The sequence below is a fragment of the Bradyrhizobium brasilense genome (genome assembly GCF_029714345.1).
Taxonomy (GTDB): domain Bacteria; phylum Pseudomonadota; class Alphaproteobacteria; order Rhizobiales; family Xanthobacteraceae; genus Bradyrhizobium; species Bradyrhizobium australafricanum.
Genome location: NZ_CP121669.1, coordinates 8,617,568 through 8,635,691 on the forward strand (window position 1 = coordinate 8,617,568; position 18,124 = coordinate 8,635,691).

General features: G+C 65.6%; 20 protein-coding genes. 9 read left to right on the forward strand and 11 right to left on the reverse strand.

Annotated elements, in window-relative coordinates; translation table 11 throughout:
* The first annotated feature begins 8 nt into the window (after positions 1–8).
* Positions 9–281: a hypothetical protein gene (locus QA635_RS39935; protein ID WP_283065476.1), complete on the forward strand. Its 273-nt coding sequence runs from the start codon at positions 9–11 to the stop codon at positions 279–281.
* 10 nt (positions 282–291) lie between these two features.
* Here the strand turns inward: QA635_RS39935 and QA635_RS39940 are convergent, their stop codons facing one another.
* The 10 genes from QA635_RS39940 to QA635_RS39985 form a co-directional block, all read right to left on the reverse strand.
* Positions 292–1,326 (reverse strand): D-alanine--D-alanine ligase family protein, encoded by a 1,035-nt coding sequence (locus tag QA635_RS39940; protein ID WP_028341789.1) that lies wholly within the window; start codon positions 1,324–1,326, stop codon positions 292–294.
* The gene (locus QA635_RS39945) at positions 1,323–2,351 is read right to left on the reverse strand and encodes a putative zinc-binding metallopeptidase (RefSeq protein WP_225163109.1); all 1,029 of its coding nucleotides are present in this window, start codon (positions 2,349–2,351) and stop codon (positions 1,323–1,325) included. Before QA635_RS39945 ends, QA635_RS39940 begins: the two co-directional genes overlap by 4 nt.
* Before the next feature lie 191 nt (positions 2,352–2,542).
* Positions 2,543–2,920, reverse strand: coding sequence for a type 1 glutamine amidotransferase family protein (locus tag QA635_RS39950; RefSeq protein ID WP_283065478.1), 378 nt, complete (start codon positions 2,918–2,920; stop codon positions 2,543–2,545).
* A gap of 195 nt (positions 2,921–3,115) precedes the next feature.
* Complete coding sequence (locus QA635_RS39955; protein WP_283065480.1) at positions 3,116–4,399, reverse strand: RNA polymerase sigma factor; 1,284 nt, start codon at positions 4,397–4,399, stop codon at positions 3,116–3,118.
* 89 nt (positions 4,400–4,488) lie between these two features.
* Positions 4,489–4,884: a YciI family protein gene (locus tag QA635_RS39960; protein ID WP_076832680.1), complete on the reverse strand. Its 396-nt coding sequence runs from the start codon at positions 4,882–4,884 to the stop codon at positions 4,489–4,491.
* A gap of 280 nt (positions 4,885–5,164) precedes the next feature.
* A complete protein-coding gene (locus tag QA635_RS39965; RefSeq protein ID WP_283065482.1) occupies positions 5,165–5,860 on the reverse strand; it encodes an AprI/Inh family metalloprotease inhibitor in 696 nt (231 codons plus the stop codon).
* Complete coding sequence (locus QA635_RS39970) at positions 5,860–6,843, reverse strand: 2-hydroxyacid dehydrogenase (protein WP_092083215.1); 984 nt, start codon at positions 6,841–6,843, stop codon at positions 5,860–5,862. The genes QA635_RS39965 and QA635_RS39970 overlap by 1 nt, the downstream gene beginning before the upstream one ends.
* Positions 6,843–7,631: an ABC transporter permease gene (locus tag QA635_RS39975; RefSeq protein ID WP_076832691.1), complete on the reverse strand. Its 789-nt coding sequence runs from the start codon at positions 7,629–7,631 to the stop codon at positions 6,843–6,845. The genes QA635_RS39970 and QA635_RS39975 overlap by 1 nt, the downstream gene beginning before the upstream one ends.
* Positions 7,628–8,431, reverse strand: a complete 804-nt coding sequence (locus tag QA635_RS39980; RefSeq protein ID WP_425249107.1) for an ABC transporter ATP-binding protein — start codon at positions 8,429–8,431, stop codon at positions 7,628–7,630. The genes QA635_RS39975 and QA635_RS39980 overlap by 4 nt, the downstream gene beginning before the upstream one ends.
* Before the next feature lie 16 nt (positions 8,432–8,447).
* On the reverse strand, positions 8,448–9,491 hold the full coding sequence (locus QA635_RS39985; RefSeq protein ID WP_069280433.1) for an ABC transporter substrate-binding protein: 1,044 nt from the start codon (positions 9,489–9,491) through the stop codon (positions 8,448–8,450).
* A 144-nt stretch (positions 9,492–9,635) separates the two neighbouring features.
* Here QA635_RS39985 and QA635_RS39990 point away from each other — a divergent pair, with 144 nt between their 5' ends.
* On the forward strand, positions 9,636–10,442 hold the full coding sequence (locus QA635_RS39990) for a creatininase family protein (RefSeq protein ID WP_283065491.1): 807 nt from the start codon (positions 9,636–9,638) through the stop codon (positions 10,440–10,442).
* Positions 10,443–10,586: 144 nt separating this feature from the next.
* Positions 10,587–10,853, forward strand: coding sequence for a hypothetical protein (locus tag QA635_RS39995; RefSeq protein WP_225645463.1), 267 nt, complete (start codon positions 10,587–10,589; stop codon positions 10,851–10,853).
* Positions 10,854–10,969: 116 nt separating this feature from the next.
* On the opposite strand, the gene QA635_RS40000 is transcribed toward QA635_RS39995, so the two are convergent.
* The gene (locus tag QA635_RS40000) at positions 10,970–11,239 is read right to left on the reverse strand and encodes a metal-sensing transcriptional repressor (RefSeq protein WP_283065495.1); all 270 of its coding nucleotides are present in this window, start codon (positions 11,237–11,239) and stop codon (positions 10,970–10,972) included.
* A gap of 340 nt (positions 11,240–11,579) precedes the next feature.
* On the opposite strand from QA635_RS40000, the gene QA635_RS40005 reads away from it, so the two are divergent.
* From QA635_RS40005 to QA635_RS40030, 6 genes are all read left to right on the forward strand, one after another.
* Entirely contained in the window at positions 11,580–11,885 is a 306-nt protein-coding gene (locus QA635_RS40005; protein WP_283065497.1) for a hypothetical protein, read from the forward strand.
* Positions 11,886–12,061: 176 nt separating this feature from the next.
* A complete protein-coding gene (locus QA635_RS40010; RefSeq protein ID WP_283065500.1) occupies positions 12,062–13,717 on the forward strand; it encodes an Nramp family divalent metal transporter in 1,656 nt (551 codons plus the stop codon).
* Positions 13,714–13,953, forward strand: a complete 240-nt coding sequence (locus QA635_RS40015; protein WP_283065501.1) for a hypothetical protein — start codon at positions 13,714–13,716, stop codon at positions 13,951–13,953. Before QA635_RS40010 ends, QA635_RS40015 begins: the two co-directional genes overlap by 4 nt.
* Positions 13,937–14,266, forward strand: coding sequence for a hypothetical protein (locus QA635_RS40020; protein WP_283065503.1), 330 nt, complete (start codon positions 13,937–13,939; stop codon positions 14,264–14,266). Before QA635_RS40015 ends, QA635_RS40020 begins: the two co-directional genes overlap by 17 nt.
* Positions 14,263–16,251 carry a carbohydrate porin gene (locus QA635_RS40025; RefSeq protein ID WP_283065504.1) on the forward strand — a complete coding sequence of 663 codons (1,989 nt, stop codon included), beginning with the start codon at positions 14,263–14,265 and terminating at the stop codon, positions 16,249–16,251. The genes QA635_RS40020 and QA635_RS40025 overlap by 4 nt, the downstream gene beginning before the upstream one ends.
* Positions 16,252–16,650: 399 nt before the next feature.
* The gene (locus QA635_RS40030; RefSeq protein WP_283065505.1) at positions 16,651–18,123 is read left to right on the forward strand and encodes an FAD-dependent monooxygenase; all 1,473 of its coding nucleotides are present in this window, start codon (positions 16,651–16,653) and stop codon (positions 18,121–18,123) included.
* Position 18,124 lies beyond the last annotated feature (1 nt).

Here is an 18,124-nt window from a genome sequence, read left to right on the forward strand (position 1 = left end):
CAAACGCAATGCCGATTTTCAGGACGATCCTTGTTGTCGTATCGATTTTTCTTGCCGGTTTGTACGTCTACGACAGCTGCCACAGTGATGGGTTCACCATGCCGGTTTCGGTAAACGAAATCCTTGCACGGCGCTGGCCGGAACCGGACGCGTTTCATCCGACGGCAGCCCCTGTTTCCGCGATCGCCGGCACCGTGACGCCGGCCGCGCGCGTTAGGGAAACGTTTGCGATGTTCATTCCCAAGGATGCGCGACGCCATCCGATGCAGCGCAGCCTTTAGCGGCCTCGAGTCAGCCCAGCGATGCGCCGGCCTTGGCGCGGCTTATTCCGAGCGTCACGATGCGCTGCAGGAGATCCGGATAGTTGAGCCCGTCATGCCCGGCGGCCGTCGCGAACTCCTGGCTCTTGGCGATCTCGGGATTGGGATTGGCCTCGATGAAATAGGGAACGCCATTGGTGGACAGGCGGAAGTCGATGCGCGCATAGCCGTCGAGCCCCAGCGTCCGGTAGATGCGCTTCGCCAGCCGTTGAATATGGGCGGATAGTTCCGGCGTGAGATCCTCGGCCGGGCCGTCGACAATCCCGACGCGCTCCTGATAGCTGGTATCGTGCTTGACCTTTTCGGTGGCGATCTGGCGCGCGGCAGGGCCGCCCATGCTGCCGAATTTCAATTCCCACACCGGCAGCACCCGCAGCCGATTGTTGCCGAGCACGCCGACATAGAGCTCGCGTCCCTCGATGAACTGCTCGGCGATCGCGGCCGTTCCGATCCGCTCATGGATGAAGGCGACGCGCTCGGCGAGCTTCTCGTCGGTATCGACGATCGACGCCTGCGAGATACCGAGCGATCCATCGCTGCTCAGGCTCTTGACGATCAGCGGCAGCTCGAGACGCGGCGGCCGCTTGACCTTGCGGCGCATCGGAAACACCGCGAAGGCCGGCACCGGGATCCGGCGATGGTGCACCAGCGTCTTGGACAGATCCTTGCCGCGCGCCAGGATCAGGCCGCGCGGATTGCACCCGGTATAGGCGATCTTCATCAGCTCGAGATAGCTCGCGATGTGCTGGTCGTACACGACGTCGTAGTGAAACTCCTCCAGCAACGTGAATACGACGTGCGGCTTGAAGCCCTCGATCTCGTCGCGCACCGGCTTGATTTCCTCCTGCACGCCGAGCGGACGAACTTCATGGCCGGCCGCGCGCAGGGTGCTGACGACGTCGTATTCCGTCTTCCACTCGTTGATCTCCCGCGCGCTGTATCCATCGCTGGAGTCGGGCGGCACACAGTCCGGGTGCATCAGCACCAGAATGCGAAGCTGTTTCATAGCGCGATCCATTTCCGGCGCGACGGGCCGAACAGCGCGTGCATGGTCTTGGCGGTCAGCAGAATGGTGAAGTTTGTCACGAGCTTCTGCTCGGGGCCGACGGCACGCAGATTGAGCTCGCGGCAGCGCGAGATCATATCATCGAGCACGGCATCGAGCGTCAACTGGTTCTCGCCCGTCCACCGCGCCACCAGCTGCCTGATCTGGGCGCGGTGCCGCCTGATGAAGGCCGCGGCCGGCGGACGCCGATAATGCCGCGGATCGGCGGAGAACAGCTTGGAGAGATCGCGGTCGTAGGTCTTCGGCGGCGTGAAGGCGTAGAATGCCTGCTTCTTCCTGTAGTGCTCGGCGAGCGTTTGCTTGAGCGTATGCAGCGGATCGACCCGCTCGCGCGTTGCGAGCTGCGGCCGCTTGCCGGCGATCTCGCCCATCAGCTCCTCGACATATTCGAGCTTCTTCAGCGCGGGCCAGCCGGCATAGCGCGTCCGCCAGTTCGAGCGCGGCCGCAGCCACACCGCGAAGGTCTCGGCGAAGTCCTCGTCCGGATGGCTCTGCGCGTACCAGAGCCGAAGGTGCTGGACATAATTGCGGCTGGCCGGATTGGGCCGGTAGTAGCGCGGGTAGTGCTGCGACGACGGGCCGAACAGCTGCTGCCAGCGCCGGCGGCGCTGCAGCTGGTAGCCGTGTTGCACGGCGTGCCCCGCCTCGTGGCGGAGAATGGCCATGCACTCGGACCACGAGGCGCCCTCGACGTCGAGCATCATCTTCTTCTCGAGCTTCATCAGGCGGGGATGGGCGAGGTAGAACGGGATCGCGATGCCGGGCACATCCGCCGGGCTGAACCATTCGCTCGAGATCCATGTGTGCGGCCGCAACCGGATGCCGCGCTCCTCGAGCTCCTCATAGAGCGTATTCACACAATCGGCGAGCCAGGTGCCCTCGACGGCAACCCTCAGACGGTTGAGCGGTTGCGCGAGCAACTGCTCGTCCGTCAGCTTTTCCCAGGCAAATTTGCGGCGCGGCATAGGCTTCCAAAGTCTAAAACAAATCCGACTCTGGATGGTGTCATAGGTTGCCGCCGGCAACAACCGCCGGGCCTTCGCGGCGTGCCTCCAGCCAATGCCGGCATCGGGCCGGCCCGAGTGTCCGCCTTGGGCGGCGGCGGGCAGCGCGCCGAGTCCGATTCGCCGGCTCAAGGCGACGCTCATCCGGCGTCCTAAGGCTTGACCCAGCGTTGCACGGCCGCGGCGGTGTCGGCCGGCCTGGTGTTGAAGCAGATGGCGGCATCGGGGGCGAGCCGGTGCATCAGATTGAGGATCGTCTCGAACAGCAAGAGCCGCTCCGGCGGCTCGCGCAGCCCGGCACCGATCACGACGCAGTCGTAGCGGCGCTCGTCGAGGGCGGCCGCCGTCACGGCCTCCGCCGTATCGCCGAGGTCGATCAGGCAGCTGTCGACGTCGTAGCCGAGCGTCCGCAGGCCGTCGATCTGCGCGTCGAGATAGCTGCGCACCAGTTCGGGCGTGAACTGCGGCATGACGGACAGATCGACGAAGGTCGGGTCGAGGCCGATCACCAGCACGGATGGCTTCGTCATGGGGGCAGTTCCCGGTCCAAAAGAATGTCGTCCGAGCATGCCGCAGGTTTGAGTCGAAATCGCGGACACGACGATCCGAGCAACCTTGTAGCCCGGGTGAGCGAAGCGACACCCGGGGTCGCTCGTGGCAAAGACCCGCATCTCGCTTCGCTCATGCGGGCTACATGGTTTCGCTCCGCCGAAATCGCGGAGCCGTCAGCGGCAGCCGTGATCCTGCGCGGCACGCGCGGCGATCGCGGCGCGCCGCTTGAGGAACTCACGCTCGCGCGAATTGCCGGCCAATGCGGCGGCGGCCTCGAACGCGGCATGCGCCTCCGCGAAACGGCAGAGCTTATGCAGCAGATCGCCGCGCACGCTCGGCAGCAGATGATAGGATTTCAGCGCCGGCTCATCTGCGAGACCGTCGACGATCGCGAGCGCGGCCAGCGGCCCCTCGGCCATGCCGATCGCAACCGCGCGGTTGAGCTCGATCACGGGTGAATCCAACAGCGCGGCGAGATCGCCGTACAGCGCGGCGATGCGGCGCCAGTCGGTTGCATCAGGCGTGCCGGCCTCGGCGTGGCAAGCGGCGATCGCGGCCTGCAGCACATAGAAGCCGCCGGCGCCGCCGAGCTCGCGGGCGCGCGCCAACGTGAGCTGCCCGCGGCGGATCTGCAGGCGGTCCCACCGCGCGCGGTTCTGGTCCATCAGCAGGATCGGCTCGCCGGACGCATCGGTGCGCGCCGCCATCCGCGAAGCGTTGAACTCCATCAGCGCCAGCAGGCCGTGCGCCTCCGGCTCCGATGGTGCGATCGAGGTCAGCACGCGGCCCATGCGCAGCGCCTCGTTGCAGAGCTGCGGCCGCAGCCATTCGTCGCCGCTTGCCGCGGTATAGCCCTCGTTGAAGATGAGGTAGACGACCTCGAGTACGGAGGCGAGCCGCTCGGACAGCTCCTCGCCGCGCGGCGTCTCGTAGGCAAGGCCTGACTCCGACAATGTGCGCTTGGCGCGCACGATGCGCTGGGCGATGGTCGCCTCCGCCTGCAGGAAGGCGCGCGCGATCTCCTCGGTGGTGAGGCCGCAGATCATCCTGAGCGCCAGCGCGGCGCGCGCCTCCCGCGACAGGCGCGGATGGCAGGCGGTGAAGATCAGCCGCAGCAATTCGTCACCGATATCGTCGTCGAGCGCGGCATCGAAGTCGGGCATGGTTTCCTGCTCCCGCGCCAGGTCGTGCGCGATCACGCCGTGCTTCTCGGCCAGCATGCGATTGCGGCGCAGATGGTCGAGCGCGCGGCGCTTGGCCGTCGCCATCAGCCAGGCACCGGGCTTTTCCGGCACGCCATCGGCCGGCCAATGCTCGAGCGCGGCGACCAGCGCTTCCTGGGTCAGGTCCTCGGCGAGCGGCACGTCGCGCAGCATCCGCGACAGGCTGGTGATCAGCCGCGGCTGCTCGATGCGCCACACCGCAAGGATCGTGGCCTGGATGTCGGCGGCCGTCATCGCCGCCGACCCGGATTCTCGGCTTGACGCGTTGTCTTCACGCGAACCGGCGTCCAATTCGCTTGCGAACGCCCTGTTCGCGCGGCGCATCAGGCGCAGGCGGACACATCGACCTGACAACCGCCGTCGGCGCCCGGGGTGGCGAACGGGCGAACCTCACAGGTTCCCTCCCAACCCGGCATATGCTCCTTGTGCAGCTGCATGAACTCCACGGCGGCGGCGACCGCCTCTTCCTTGTTGCGGAGCTCGAAGATCGCATAGCCGCCGATCATTTCCTTGGTCTCAACGAAGGGCCCGTCGACCACGTTGAGCTTGCCGTCGGTGATGCGGACCTGGGCGCCCATCGCGACCGGCAACAGCCCGCCGGTGTCGATCATGCGGCCCGCCTTGATTTCCCGCTCGGCAAGCCTGCCCATCGCCTCCATCAGAGCCGGCGTCGGCGGGCCCGGGGGCTGGGGCGAGGTGACGATATACATGAAGCGCATCGGAAAACTCCTGTTGGGCGAGACGCGGCGATGATCGCCGCAAGACCGGCTCGCTATGGGGAACGACGATCCGGGAGGGGGTGAATCGACATGGGAAAGGGAATTATTTTCGGGCAGAAGTAGATCGTACCGGCCCCATCGTCGTCCCTGCGAAAGCACGGACGACACGGAGCTTGTGGCAATCCCGTAGCCCGGGTGAGCGAAGCGATACCCGGGGAATGCACCGGCGAAATCCCGCATATCGCCTGCGCTCATGCGGGCTACGAAGCCAGCACCCGATCTACTGCTCCCGCAGCATGATCAGCGGATCGGCGCTGTCGGGGACGCGGCGCCACTGGGCGTTGTCGTCGGCCTCGAACTGCCAGGTCTGCCCCTTGGCCGACATCAGGATCATCTGGCCGTGATCGAGCCGCCACATGGTCGGGTTGAAGGAAGCGACCGCGGGATCGCATTTGCCTTTCAGGAACACCTGGAAATTGTCGTTGCCGGCGTCGGTGTTGGTCAGCACCAGCGTGCAGATCGCCTGGCCGTTGCCGCGCACCATCGACCAGTCGCCGATCATCTGGTCCATCGATTTGGCGAGCGAGCGCGCCGCGGCAAGGTTTTGCAGGATGTAGACGCCCTCATTGGTGCGCATCCCTTCGAAGATGCCGGTCTCGACCTCGGTGAAATCGATCACGGTCTCGCCGGCGGCATTGTGCAGCCGCACGATGTCGCCGAGGCCCTTGATGCTCCAGCCGGTGATGTCCTTGGTGAAGGGCAGCGCGGCGGCGCAGGCGGGCTCGAGCTCGAGCTTGAAGCCTTGCGGCGCCGTATCGCCCTTCAGCGTCACGACGCAGGTCTTGCTGCGCTCGGTGGTGGCGAGCTCCCACTGCCCGATCATGTCCTTCTTCAACGTCGTGACGTCCTGCGCCGCCGCCGGACCGCACGCGGCCAGCAGCAGACACAGCACGGCGTTGAAGCGGGACAACGACATCAGCGATCCTTGACGGGCGTTTCGGCAACCGGCGTCAGCGGCGGCTTGCCGGCGAACCAGTTCTTGATGTTGTCGACCACGAGCTGGTCCATCGCGTTGCGCGTCACCACCGAGGCCGAACCGATATGCGGCAGCAGCACGACGTTCTGCATCGCCTTCAATTCGTCGGGCACGTTCGGCTCGGCCGCGAACACGTCGAGACCGGCGGCCAGGATGGTGCCGGATTTCAGCGCCGCGACCAGCGCCGGCTCGTCAACCACCGAGCCGCGCGCGACATTGATCAGCACGCCGCGGGGACCGAGCGCCTTCAAGACGTCGGCATTGATCATCTTCGCGGTCGAGGCGCCGCCCGGCACGATGACGATCAAGGTGTCGACCGCCTTCGCCATCTCGATCAGATCGGGATAGTGCTTGTAGGAGACGTCCTTGGACGGATTGCGCGAGTGATAGGACACCGGCACCCGCGACGCATCGAGCCGGCGTCCGATCGCCTGGCCGATCCGGCCCATGCCGACGATGCCGATCTTGCGGTCGCGCAGCGAGCCGACGCTGAGCGGATAATTCTGGGTCTGCCACAGCCCGGAGCGCACGTAGCGGTCGGCCTTGACGAATTCGCGCAACGTCGCGATCAACAGGCCCATCGCGACATCGGCGACCTCCTCGGTCAGCACGTCGGGCGTATTGGTGACCACGATATTGTGATCGCGCGCATAGGCGGAATCGACGTGGTCGTAGCCGACGCCGAAGCTGCCGACGATCTCGAGCTTCGGAAACATCGCCAGCGCGGTCTTGTCGGTCGCCATCGTGTGATAGGTGACGGCGATGCCGCGGATCTTCGCCAGCGTATCGGGCGTCAGCCGCTCGAGGTCGCCGCGGCTCTCGGCACGGTGCAGCACGTATTGATCGGGAAAGCCGTTTTCGAGGATTGGCCGGATCGGTCCATAGATCAACAGATCGATCTTTTCGGAAGAAATCGGGGCCATCAACTGTCCTTTCCTAACGCGCTTTCATGCCAACGCCGCAACAACAAATGCGAAACTAGCGCCAGCAACCCATAAATGACAATCCCGGCCAGCGATAGCAGCAGAAGTGCTGCGAACATGCGGGGAATATTCAGCCGGTAGCCCGATTCAGCGATCCGGAAGGCGAGGCCCGAGCCGGCGCCGGCGCTACCCGCCGCGATCTCCGCGACCACGGCGCCGATCAGCGACAGCCCGCCGGCGATGCGCAGACCGCCGAGGATATAGGGCAGCGCCGCGGGCAGCTTCAGGAACAGCAGCGTCTGCAGCTGTGAGGCACCATAAAGTTGAAACAATCCGGCGAGGTTGCGATCCACCGAATTGAGGCCGAGCGTCGTGTTCGACAGCACCGGAAAGAACGCCACGATCCAGGCGCAGACGATCACCGCGGTCTGCTGCTGCAGATAGATCAGGAGCAGCGGCGCGATCGCGATAACGGGCGTAACCTGCAGCACCACGGCATAGGGAAACAGCGAATACTCCAGCCATTTCGACTGGTTGAACAATAGCGCCAGCACGATGCCGCCGACTGCCGCGGCAACGAAGCCTTCGAGCGTGGTCAGGAGCGTGACGCCGAGCGATTGCGACAGGATAGGCCAGTCCGCAACCAGCGTCTTCAGCACCAACAGCGGGCTCGGCAGCACGTAAGGTTGGATGCCATAGCCGCGGACGATGGCTTCCCAGAGCAGGAGGCCAGCGGCGAACACCGCAAGCGGCAGCAGAAAACGGACGAGGTCCTGCGGAGATTTCATGCGCCCGCCTGCCCTGCATAGGATGGCGCCAGCGCGCTGGAGACCTCGCGGCAGAACGCGGCGTATTCGGCCGAGGTGCGGAACTCCTCGCCGCGCGGTTCCGGCGAGGTGATGCGAAACTCGGCGCCGATCCGGCCCGGGCGCGCGGTCATCACGATCACGCGCTCGGACAGATAGACCGACTCGAACACCGAGTGCGTCACGAAGATGACGGTCTTGTGCAGGGTGCGCCACAGCGACAGCAGGTCGTTGTTGAGGCGAAACCGCGTGATCTCGTCGAGCGCCGCGAACGGCTCGTCCATCAAGAGGACATCCGGATCGGTGACCAGCGCGCGCGCCAGCGACACCCGCATCTTCATGCCACCGGACAGTTCGCGCGGATAAGCGTCGGCAAACTCCGCAAGCCCGACCTGATCCAGCGCCGCATCGATGCGCACATCGGCGCCGGTCGCAGGCGCACGGGCGAGCTTCAGCGGCAGGCGGACATTGTCGCGCACCGTAGCCCACGGCATCAGGGTTGGCTCCTGAAATACGAAGCCGATGCGGTGGCTGCCGCGCTGCTCCGCGCCATGATGCGAGACCTCGACCGTGCCGGCGCTTGGCGTGGCGAGACCTGCAATCAGCCGCAGCGCGGTGGACTTGCCGCAACCGGAGGGCCCGAGCAGCGAAACGAACTCGCCGCGCCTCACGTCGAGGTCGAGCGGCCCGAGCGCCCTCACGCCGCTGTCATAGGTCTTGCTGACGCCGCGCAGGCGCACAGCCGACGCTGCATCAGATCCAGACAACGCAGGCTCCGCCATCGCCCGTCCGCACCCGTCAGTTCTTCGGCCGGAGCTCGGCGCCGACCGCCTTGTTGACGAAGCGCAGCGTGTAGCCCTGGCGATAGTCGATGGCGCTCTTGACCACGCCGGCCCGCACCATCTTGTCGAAGAAGCTCGCCATCCGCTCGTCGGTCATGGCGCCGATGCCGTTCTTGATGGAATCGCCGGAATCGACGATGCCGTGCTCGCGCATCTTGGCGACGCAATAGGCGAGCAGCTCGTCGTTCATGTCGGGATTGAGCTTCTTGATCATCGCATTGCCGGCCGAGTTGTCGCCGTAGACGTAGTGGTACCAGCCGACGATCGAGGCATCGACGAAGCGCTGCACCAGGTCAGGCTTCTTGTCGACCAGGTCGCGGCGGGTCTCGATCAGCGTCGAGTAGGAGTTGAAGCCGTAATCGGCAAGCAGCAGCACGTTCGGCTTGAAGCCGGCGGCTTTCTCGACCGCGAAGGGCTCCGAGGTGACGTAGCCCTGCATCGCGGTCTGCTTGTTCACGATGAAAGGCTGCGGGTTGAAGGTGTAGGGCTTCACCTTGTTCTCATCGAAGCCATATTCGGACTTCAGCCACTGGAAGTAGCTGGTGATGCCCTCCTTCGAGATCAAAAGCGTGAGCGGCTTCAGATCCTCGATCTTCGTGGCCTTGACCTCGGGATGGGTCAGGAAGACCTGGGGGTCCTTCTGGAACATGGCAGCGACGGCGACCAGCGGCACGTTGTTGGTGACGGCGTCGAAGGTCTGCAGCGAGTTCGCGCTCATGAAGAAGTCGAGCTTGCCCGCGATCAGCAGCATGCGGTTGTTCTCGTTCGGACCGCCCGGCACGATGGTGACGTCGAGCCCGTATTTCTTGTAGGTGCCGTCGGCGAGCGCCTGGAAGAACCCGCCATGCTCGCCCTCGGCGACCCAATTGGTGCCGAACGAGACCTTGTCCAAGGTCTTGTCTGAGGTCTGCGCCCGCGCCGGGGCAAGCGCCGCGGCAACGCAAAGCGCGGCGGTCAGAAGGCTTGTGGTTAACGCTCGCAGCAAAAAGGCCGGGATCATGGTTGGACTCCGTCGATCATTATGGCCCATGATGGAAGGCGGGAAGACGTGGACCGCGCCCGGAGACGCGAACCCGTTATGATGTTAAACAAACTAGCCTGCAAATCCATCCCGTGAAACGCTTGTATTGAAACGACCGGCTTGATGACTTCTCAGCTTCCGCCCCGCGACTGGACCGCCATCCACTGGCCCGATATCGCCAAGGATACGGCCGCGCGCTGGATTGCGGTGCTGCCGCTGGCCGCGACCGAGCAGCACGGGCCGCATCTGCCGCTCGGAACCGACGTCATGATCAGCGAGGCCTATCTTTCGCGGGTGCGAGAGTTGCTGCCGGCGACCACTCCCGCCACGTTCCTGCCGTTGCAGCCGGTCGGCATCTCAACCGAGCACATCGATTTTCCGGGTACCTTGACCTTGCCGACCAACGTGGCGCTGAGGAGCTGGATGGCGCTCGGCGAGAGCGTGGCGCGCGCAGGCGTCAGGAAGCTCGTGATCGTGACCAGCCATGGCGGCAATTCCGCCGCGATGCAGCTGGTGGCGCAGGATCTGCGCGCGCACCATCAGATGCTGGTGGTGACCACGAGCTGGTCGCGCTTCGGCGCGCCCGACGGGCTGTTCGACGCTGGCGAACTGCGCCACGGCATCCATGGCGGCGCGGTCGAGACCTCGATCATGCTGGCGAAATATCCGCACGCCGTGCGCAAGGATGCGATCGCGGACTTCAAGCCGGCCAGCGTGCGGATCGAGAAGGATCATCGCTTTCTGTCGACGCAGCGGCCGGCGCCGTTCGCCTGGCAGGCGCAGGACCTCAATCCGAGCGGCGCGATCGGCGATGCGACCAAGGCCTCGGCCGAGAAGGGCGAGAAGCTGATCGAGCACGGCGCGCGCGCGTTCTGCGAGCTGCTCGCCGATGTCGACAGGTTCGATCCCAGCGTATTTCGCGGCAAATGACCGCGATTGCTTCGTCCTGACAAGCGCGACGAAACAATTCGCGAAACCATATTTCCGCCCCGGTCTTCGAACCGGAACCGGACAGCCTCCGTCCAACGGGCATGCGGACCACACCGGCGCCGCCCACACAGGATGGAGTATTCCATGTCGATCAAGACCAAGTTCGCCGCCCTCGCCCTCACCGCGCTCGCCGTGACCGGCACCATCGCGTCCACGACGTCGCAGGCTGAAGCGAAGCCCTATGGCTGGGGCTGGGGCGTTGGCGCAGGTCTCGTCGGCGCCGCCGTTGTCGGCAGCGCGATCGCGGCCAGCGACGGCTATTACTACGGCGGTGGCTATCGGCGCTGCGGCTGGGTGCGCCAGTTCGACGCCTACGGCAATTACATCGGCCGCGTGCGCAGCTGCTACTGATCGACTGGTTCTTTAGGACTGCGGATCCTGCGTTCGGCACGGGTCCTCATCCACCCCGTGTCGCAACCGACCCGTCCGGCGATCCCCCCGGGCGGGTCAATTCTTGAACGCGGCGATCACAGATACTTCGCGACCAGCCTGAAATCGCGCAGCACGGCTCGCCCTTTCGGCCCTGACGCCTTCAGCGTCTCCTCCAGGCTGTGACCGATGTGATCGTGGATCAGCGCCTTCTTGGCGCTCTCGATCGCGCTCTCCACCGCCTGCAATTGCTGGGCGATCTGCGCACAAGGCCGGCCCTGCTCGATCATCTCGACGATGGTGTCGAGATGGCCGTTGGCGCGCTTCAAGCGTTTGGCGATCGCAGCGTGCGGATGGTCGTCGGACATCTGGCTCTCCTATCCTCCCCGGAGGATAATCATGATCCTCCCCGGAGGATAGCGGAATCGGCTTGACAGGCCATTGTCGCGGGCGTAGTGCCCGATGATCGGAACGTTCGTTCCGCGCCGGGGGTTCTATCTCCGGAGACAAGTCGATCCACGAGCCAGCACAGAAGGCACATGGGCAGTAGCAACTCAGGCGACAGTAGACCGGCGATGCCGGGACTGGTGACGCCGCAACACAGCAAGACTGATCGCGCAGACCTCGCCTGCGTGGACGGGTGGTCGCGCCCAAGCTGACCACTGCTCCTCACCGGCCTGCCGCGACCAGCGGAAGTGGAGGTGAGCGATGTTCGAAAAGCTCGCAAAATTTCGGCAAGCAAACCCGCGGCGCGTAGTCGAGCCGCGGCGCATGCCGCCGCCGGCCGCCATTCATTGCAATGACAACCTGCCGGGCTTTCGCCGCCTGGCGGGCCGCCGCCGGCGTCCAACCCCGGCCTGTCATTGGGTCCTGATCGACGGCCGCCTGGAATGCCGTTGGATCGTCGACGACAGCGGCGGTGATCTCGATCAGCAGCGGCGCGCGGGCCGGCGTTTCGGCCCGCGCGCAACAGCCACGCGTCACGCCGCGGCAGAGCCGCGGCTGTGCGCCTAGGAGGCCGACATGGACGAAGGACCTAGTTGCCCCGTTGCGCGGCATTCAGGCGCGGCAACGGGATTCTCGATCTGCATCACATCTGGAAATGCCGCTGCTCACGGCAGCGGAGACGTGCGCGCCTGACGACGCCTGCGTCCCTCCCGCCGTGCCGAAAGGCGGCGAGGAGACGCGAAATGACCGAAAGCAAGACCACACCAACCGCCATTCTCGACAGCGCGCATGCCGGCGACATCCACGGCGCGCTCGGCAGCATCGCGCGCGACGACACCGCGCCGCGCGCGACCTTGCTGGCCCGGCTGAAGACGCTGCTGGCGATCGTCGGCCCCGGCCTGATCGTGATGGTCGGCGACAACGACGCCGGCGCGTTCGGCACCTACACCCAGGCCGGACAGAATTACGGCACCACGCTGCTGTGGACGCTTCTGCTGCTGATCCCGGTGCTCTACGTCAACCAGGAGATGGTGGTGCGGCTCGGCGCCGTCACCGGGGTCGGCCATGCGCGGCTGATTTTCGAGCGCTTCGGCAAGTTCTGGGGCGCCTTCAGCGTCATCGACCTCCTGGTATTGAACGCGCTAACCATCGTCACCGAGTTCATCGGCATCACGTTCGCACTTCATTTTCTCGGCGTCTCGCAGTTCTGGGGCGTGTTGGCCTCGGCTGTTATCGTGATGCTGGCGGTCTCGACCGGCGACTTCCGCCGCTTCGAACGCTTCGGAATCGTGCTGGTCGCCGGCAGCCTGCTGCTGGTACCCGTGATCCTGATGGTGCATCCGCCGGTCGGGCAGATCGCGGCGGACTTCTTCGTGCCGAAGATGCCGCAGGACGCCAAGCTCAGCGAGGTGATGCTGCTGATCGTTGCCATCGTCGGCACCACGGTGGCGCCGTGGCAATTGTTCTTCCAGCAGAGCTACATCGTCGACAAGCGGATCACGCCGCGTTTCATCCGCTATGAGCGGATGGATCTGTGCATCGGCATCGTGCTGGTGGTGGTCGGCGCGGTCGCGATGATCTCGTTCTGCGCGGCAGTGTTCGCAGGAAAGCCCGAATTCGGCAATTACACCGACGCGCTGGGGACCGCGGTCGGCCTCGAGACATATGCAGGCCGGCTGCCGGCGGTGCTGTTCGCCCTTGCGCTGCTCGATGCCTGCATCATCGGTGCTGCGGCAGTCTCCCTCGCGACCGCTTATGCGATCGGCGACGTGTTCGCGGTCAAGCACTCGCTGCACCGCAAGCCGTGGGACGCGAAGGGCTTCTACAGCGTCTATTGCGGCCTGATCGTGCTCGCGGCGGTGCTGGTGCTGACGCCGGGCACGCCGCTCGGACTATTGACCAACGCGGTGCAGACGCTGGCCGGCGTGCTGCTGCCGAGCGCGACCGTGTTCCTGCTGCTGCTGTGCAACGACCGCCACATCCTCGGTCCCTGGGTCAATTCGACCAAACTCAACGTGTTCACCGGCGCGGTGGTCGCGGGGCTGGTGATGCTGTCGGTGATCCTGACCGCGGCGGTGCTGTTCCCCGATCTCGGCGAGGCCTGGATCATCGGCATCCTCGTCGGAGGCAGCGTGCTTGCGCTCGGGGTGACGGCGGCCGTCAAGTTCTGCGAGATGTCGTCGCGACGCAACGCGTCGTTCCGCTTCAAGCGCAAGCCGCTGCGAGAGTCTTTTCATGTCGACCGCGACAGCTGGCGGATGCCGCCGCTCGACCGGCTGCCGCCGGCGCGGCTCAGCCCGCTGAGCCGGATCTGGATGATCGTGCTGCGCGGCTATCTCGTCGTCGCCGCCGGCCTCGTGCTGCTGCGCATCGTCCAGCTCGCCACGGTGGGAGCGTGACCGCGCTCAGTCGCGGACGGCGATGGGGCGCGCTCGTGCTGCTCAGGCTGGCGAGCGCCATCCTGCGCGGCGCGGCCGCGCTCCACCGGAAACGCACAATCTCAAACGCCGGGCTGCGGACGGCGCTGTCGATGGCGCGATGTGTCGAACGGGCCGGCGCGCGGGTCGTGATCGGCAGGGCATCGCAGCCGGCATTCATCAACACAAAGGACGAGGACAATGGTGGCATCGATTGAACGGTCGGGTCGCGACCGGTTTGCCACCGACACGCGGCTGATCGCCGCCGATGTGGCCTGCCGCCTCGCGCTGTTACGTGACTGTCACGGTGGCGTGCAAATCGGAACGGTATTGGGTGCGCCTCAGTTGCTATTGCGAATTATTTGCAATAAGCAACAGGGGATGCTAGGTGCTGATCTGGCTTTGATGGGACGACACAGATCGGACCGGGGACGGCGGGCGATGATTTCAAATCTCGGGTGGCAAGCGGTCACCAAATCTGCAGTGATGCCGGGCGAAACCGCCACTCGTTCGCGGAAAGCCGCGTCATGACCTGCGTCCGCCTCTTCCGGGTCCAGATCGCCGCCGGCGCAGCGCTCGGTGCGGCAACCTTCGGCGCGCCGGCGACCGCGGCCGATCTGGCGCTCAAATCCCCCGCCGCCAGGGCGGTCTACAGCTGGACCGGATTCTATGTCGGCGCCCATGTCGGTTATGGCGACGGCACGCTGGGCCCCGGCACCGATCCGATCCTGGAACAGGGCGTGTTCTTCCCGCCCACCATCACCGGCGGGATCGGCGGCTTCCAGGTCGGATACAACAAGGAATTCGCCAACCGCTTCGTTCTCGGCGTCGAGGCGGATGCGACCTTCACCGGCCCGACCGACCTGCCGCGGCGGGTGCTCGGCCCCTTCAATTCGTCGATCGACTATGTCGGCACGCTGCGCGGCCGCGCCGGCTACTCTTTCGGCACCTGGATGCCTTACGTGACCGGCGGCTTCGCCTGGGGCCACAGCCAGGTGCGGGTCAACGACGCCGCGGGCGAGGTGATCTCGGAGCCCGGCCAGTACCAGACCGGCTGGACCGTCGGCGCCGGCGCCGAATTCGCGGTGAGCGGCAATTGGACCGCCAAGGTCGAATACGACTACGTCGACCTGTCGCGCCGCACGCTCGGCCTCAATGATTTCGGCCTGCCCGGCGTCAGCATCGACCCGCGCATCCATTTGCTGAAATTCGGCCTCAACTATCAGCTTGGCGACTCGGCATGGTCGGCAACGCCGACGCGCACCGCGCTGCCCGAATCGAGCGACTGGAGCGTGCACGGCCAGACGACGCTGCTGCCGCAGACCTATCCGTCCTTCCGCTCGCCCTATGCCGGCACCAACAGCCTTCCCGGCGCGGGGCAGTTGCAGCAGACCTGGACCACGACGGCGTTTCTCGGCGTGCGGCTCTGGGAAGGCGGCGAGTTCTACTTCAACCCGGAAACCGCGCAGGGCTTTGGCCTCAACGGCACGCTCGGCCTTGCCGGCTTCTCGAACGGCGAAGCGCAGAAGGCCGGCGCGCCGTTCCCGAAAATCCGGCCGCAGCGCTACTACTTCAAGCAGACCTTCGGCTTCGGCGGTGAGCAGGAAGACGTCGCCGACGGCCCGAACCAGATCGCCGGCAAGCGCGATATCGACCGCCTCACGCTCGTGGTCGGGCGCTTTGCGGTCGGCGATTTCTTTGACGGCAATTCCTACGCCAAGGACCCGCGCGCCGATTTCATGAACTGGGCGATGTGGGCGTCCGCCGCTTACGACTTCCCGGCCGACCTGCCCGGTTACACCCGCGGCGCCGTGGTCGAGCTCAACCGCAAGGATTGGGCGGTGCGCGCCGGCGTGTTCCAGGTGCCGAACGCACCGAACAGCGACGTTCTGGTGTTCAACACCGGCGGCGCGGTGGTCGAGTTCGAGGGCCGCTATTCGATCTTCGATCAGCCCGGCAAGCTGCGCGTCGGCGTGTTCGGCAACCGCGGCAACACCGGCAATTACGCCCAGGCGCTCGCGATCGAGGACGCCAATCCGGGGCTCGACATCAACGACGTGATGGCCGGCATCCGCAAGGACAATCTGAAATACGGCTTCTATCTGAACGGCGAGCAGCAGATCGCAAAGGATGTCGGCCTGTTCGGCCGCCTCAGCTGGAACGACGGTCAGAACGAAATCCTGTCGTTCACCGATGTCGATCGCAGCGTGTCGGGCGGCCTGTCGATCAAGGGCAGCAGGTGGGGACGGGCGAACGACACGATCGGCATCGGCGGCGCGATCAACGGGCTGTCATCAGCGCATCGCGACTACCTTGCCGCCGGCGGCCTCGGTCTGCTGATCGGTGACGGCGCGCTGAACTACAGCCCGGAGCGGATCTTCGAGACCTACTACGCTTATCAGGTGAACAAGAACCTGACGCTGACCGCGGACTATCAGTTCATCACCAACCCCGCCTACAACGCCGACCGCGGCCCGGTGCACATCTTCTCCGGCCGCATCCACGGCGAGTTCTGAGGTTCACCACATCCCACGTCGTCCCGGGCAAGCGCAGCGCGACCCGGGACCCATAACCACCGCTGATTGTCGTTAGAGCGAGCCGAGGCGACAGCGAATCCAACCACACGATCCTGTGGTTATGGGTCCCGACTTTCGTCGGGACGACAGCGAGTTTGCATCGCCAGCGCGCGTAGCCCGGATGAAGCGCAGCGAAATCCGGGGGCGCTCCATCCGCGCGCGAAAAACCCGGATTGCGCTCCGCTCCATCCGGGCTACAGACTCTTCTGGCAATGGGCTGAATTGGTTCGATAGAGCAAACGCCCTCTCCCCACTCAGATATATGTAGACCCCCCGGGCTTGCCGCAAGCCCGGGGTCATCCCGTAGAACGCGCGCCCAATCGAACGGAGGAGTGCGGGATGCGGGAACATGCTGTGGTGATTGCCGGCGGAGGTCCGACCGGGCTGATGCTGGCGGGCGAGTTGGCGCTGGCGGGAATAGATGTTGCGATCGTCGAGCGGCGCGCGAGGGAGGACCTGATCGGCGCGCGGGCCGGCGGCCTGCACGCGCGCACCATCGAGGTGCTCGATCAGCGCGGCATCGGCGATCGCTTCGTCGCGCTAGGAACGCGCCATCCGGCGGTGCTATTCCATTCGCATCTGGTTCCGCTTGAGATCACCGACTTTCCGACCCGGCGCAATTTCACGCTGGGGCTCCGGCAGAACCATATCGAGCGCCTGCTCGGCGAATGGGTCGGCGAACTGGCGGTGCCGATTATCCGCGCGCGCGACGTGACCGGCTTCACGCAGGACGACGCCGGCGTCGATGTCGAACTGTCGGACGGCCAATCGCTCCGGGCACAATATCTCGTCGGCTGCGACGGCGGCCGGAGCCTCGTCCGCAAAGCGGCCGGCATCGAATTCGCCGGGTGGGATCCGACCACGAGCTGGCTGATTGCCGAGGCCGAAATGGTGGGCGAGCCGGAATGGGGCTTTCGCCAGCACGACACCGGCACCTCAGCGATCGGCAAGGCGGAGGATGGCGGGCGGGTGCGGCTGGTGCTGACCGAGCGGCAACTCGGCACCGACCGGGAGCCGACCTTGCGCGACGTCAGCGAGGCACTGGTCGCCGCGTACGGCACCGATTTCGGCATCCACAGTCCGGTCTGGATCTCGCGCTTCACCGACATGACCCGGCAGGCCGTGACCTACCGCAAACAGCGCGTGCTGCTGGCCGGCGATGCCGCCCATGTGCATCCGCCGATGGGCGGCCAAGGCCTCAATATCGGCGTGCAGGACGCGGTGAATCTGGGCTGGAAGCTCGCCCAGGTGGTCAAGCAGATCGCGCCGGACAGCCTGCTCGACACCTACGAAGCCGAACGGCATCCGGTGGCGGCCCGCGTGCTGCGCAACACCATGGCGCATGTCGCGCTCAACCGCACCGATCCGCGCACCAAGGCGCTGAACGAGATCGTCTCCGACCTGCTGCGCATGGACGAGCCGCGCAGATGCTTTGCCGCGATGATGTCCGGCCTCGGCCTTCACTACGATCTTGACGACAGCCATCCGCTGCTCGGACGCCGCATGCCCGATCTCGATCTGGTCACGGCCGACGGCCCGATGCATGTCTTCGCGCTGCTGCACCGGGCGCGGCCAGTGCTGCTGAATTTCGGCGCGCCCGACGGCATCGCCATCACGGGATGGACCGACCGGGTTCAGCTGGTCGATGCCGAGTATCGCGGCGCATGGGAGCTTCCCGCGCACGGCTCGGTTTCGGCGCCGACCGCGGTGCTGGTGCGGCCCGATGGCTACGTGGCGTGGGTCGGCGAGGGAACGCAGGCCGGCCTAACCGAGGCGCTGACCAAATGGTTCGGCGCGTCCGCTGGTACGTAAT

Coding starts and splice junctions, on each gene's coding strand:
- QA635_RS39940 (WP_028341789.1), bottom strand. CDS start 1,326: ATGAAACAGCTTCGCATTCTGGTGCTGATGCACCCGGACTGTGTGCCG.
- QA635_RS40030 (WP_283065505.1), top strand. CDS start 16,651: ATGCGGGAACATGCTGTGGTGATTGCCGGCGGAGGTCCGACCGGGCTG.
- QA635_RS39960 (WP_076832680.1), bottom strand. CDS start 4,884: ATGCGCTTCATGTATATCGTCACCTCGCCCCAGCCCCCGGGCCCGCCG.
- QA635_RS39935 (WP_283065476.1), top strand. CDS start 9: ATGCCGATTTTCAGGACGATCCTTGTTGTCGTATCGATTTTTCTTGCC.
- QA635_RS39965 (WP_283065482.1), bottom strand. CDS start 5,860: ATGTCGTTGTCCCGCTTCAACGCCGTGCTGTGTCTGCTGCTGGCCGCG.
- QA635_RS40020 (WP_283065503.1), top strand. CDS start 13,937: ATGGTGGCATCGATTGAACGGTCGGGTCGCGACCGGTTTGCCACCGAC.
- QA635_RS39970 (WP_092083215.1), bottom strand. CDS start 6,843: ATGGCCCCGATTTCTTCCGAAAAGATCGATCTGTTGATCTATGGACCG.
- QA635_RS40000 (WP_283065495.1), bottom strand. CDS start 11,239: ATGTCCGACGACCATCCGCACGCTGCGATCGCCAAACGCTTGAAGCGC.
- QA635_RS39955 (WP_283065480.1), bottom strand. CDS start 4,399: ATGACGGCCGCCGACATCCAGGCCACGATCCTTGCGGTGTGGCGCATC.
- QA635_RS40010 (WP_283065500.1), top strand. CDS start 12,062: ATGACCGAAAGCAAGACCACACCAACCGCCATTCTCGACAGCGCGCAT.
- QA635_RS39995 (WP_225645463.1), top strand. CDS start 10,587: ATGTCGATCAAGACCAAGTTCGCCGCCCTCGCCCTCACCGCGCTCGCC.
- QA635_RS39950 (WP_283065478.1), bottom strand. CDS start 2,920: ATGACGAAGCCATCCGTGCTGGTGATCGGCCTCGACCCGACCTTCGTC.
- QA635_RS39990 (WP_283065491.1), top strand. CDS start 9,636: ATGACTTCTCAGCTTCCGCCCCGCGACTGGACCGCCATCCACTGGCCC.
- QA635_RS39980 (WP_425249107.1), bottom strand. CDS start 8,431: ATGGCGGAGCCTGCGTTGTCTGGATCTGATGCAGCGTCGGCTGTGCGC.
- QA635_RS39975 (WP_076832691.1), bottom strand. CDS start 7,631: ATGAAATCTCCGCAGGACCTCGTCCGTTTTCTGCTGCCGCTTGCGGTG.
- QA635_RS40025 (WP_283065504.1), top strand. CDS start 14,263: ATGACCTGCGTCCGCCTCTTCCGGGTCCAGATCGCCGCCGGCGCAGCG.
- QA635_RS40005 (WP_283065497.1), top strand. CDS start 11,580: ATGTTCGAAAAGCTCGCAAAATTTCGGCAAGCAAACCCGCGGCGCGTA.
- QA635_RS39985 (WP_069280433.1), bottom strand. CDS start 9,491: ATGATCCCGGCCTTTTTGCTGCGAGCGTTAACCACAAGCCTTCTGACC.
- QA635_RS39945 (WP_225163109.1), bottom strand. CDS start 2,351: ATGCCGCGCCGCAAATTTGCCTGGGAAAAGCTGACGGACGAGCAGTTG.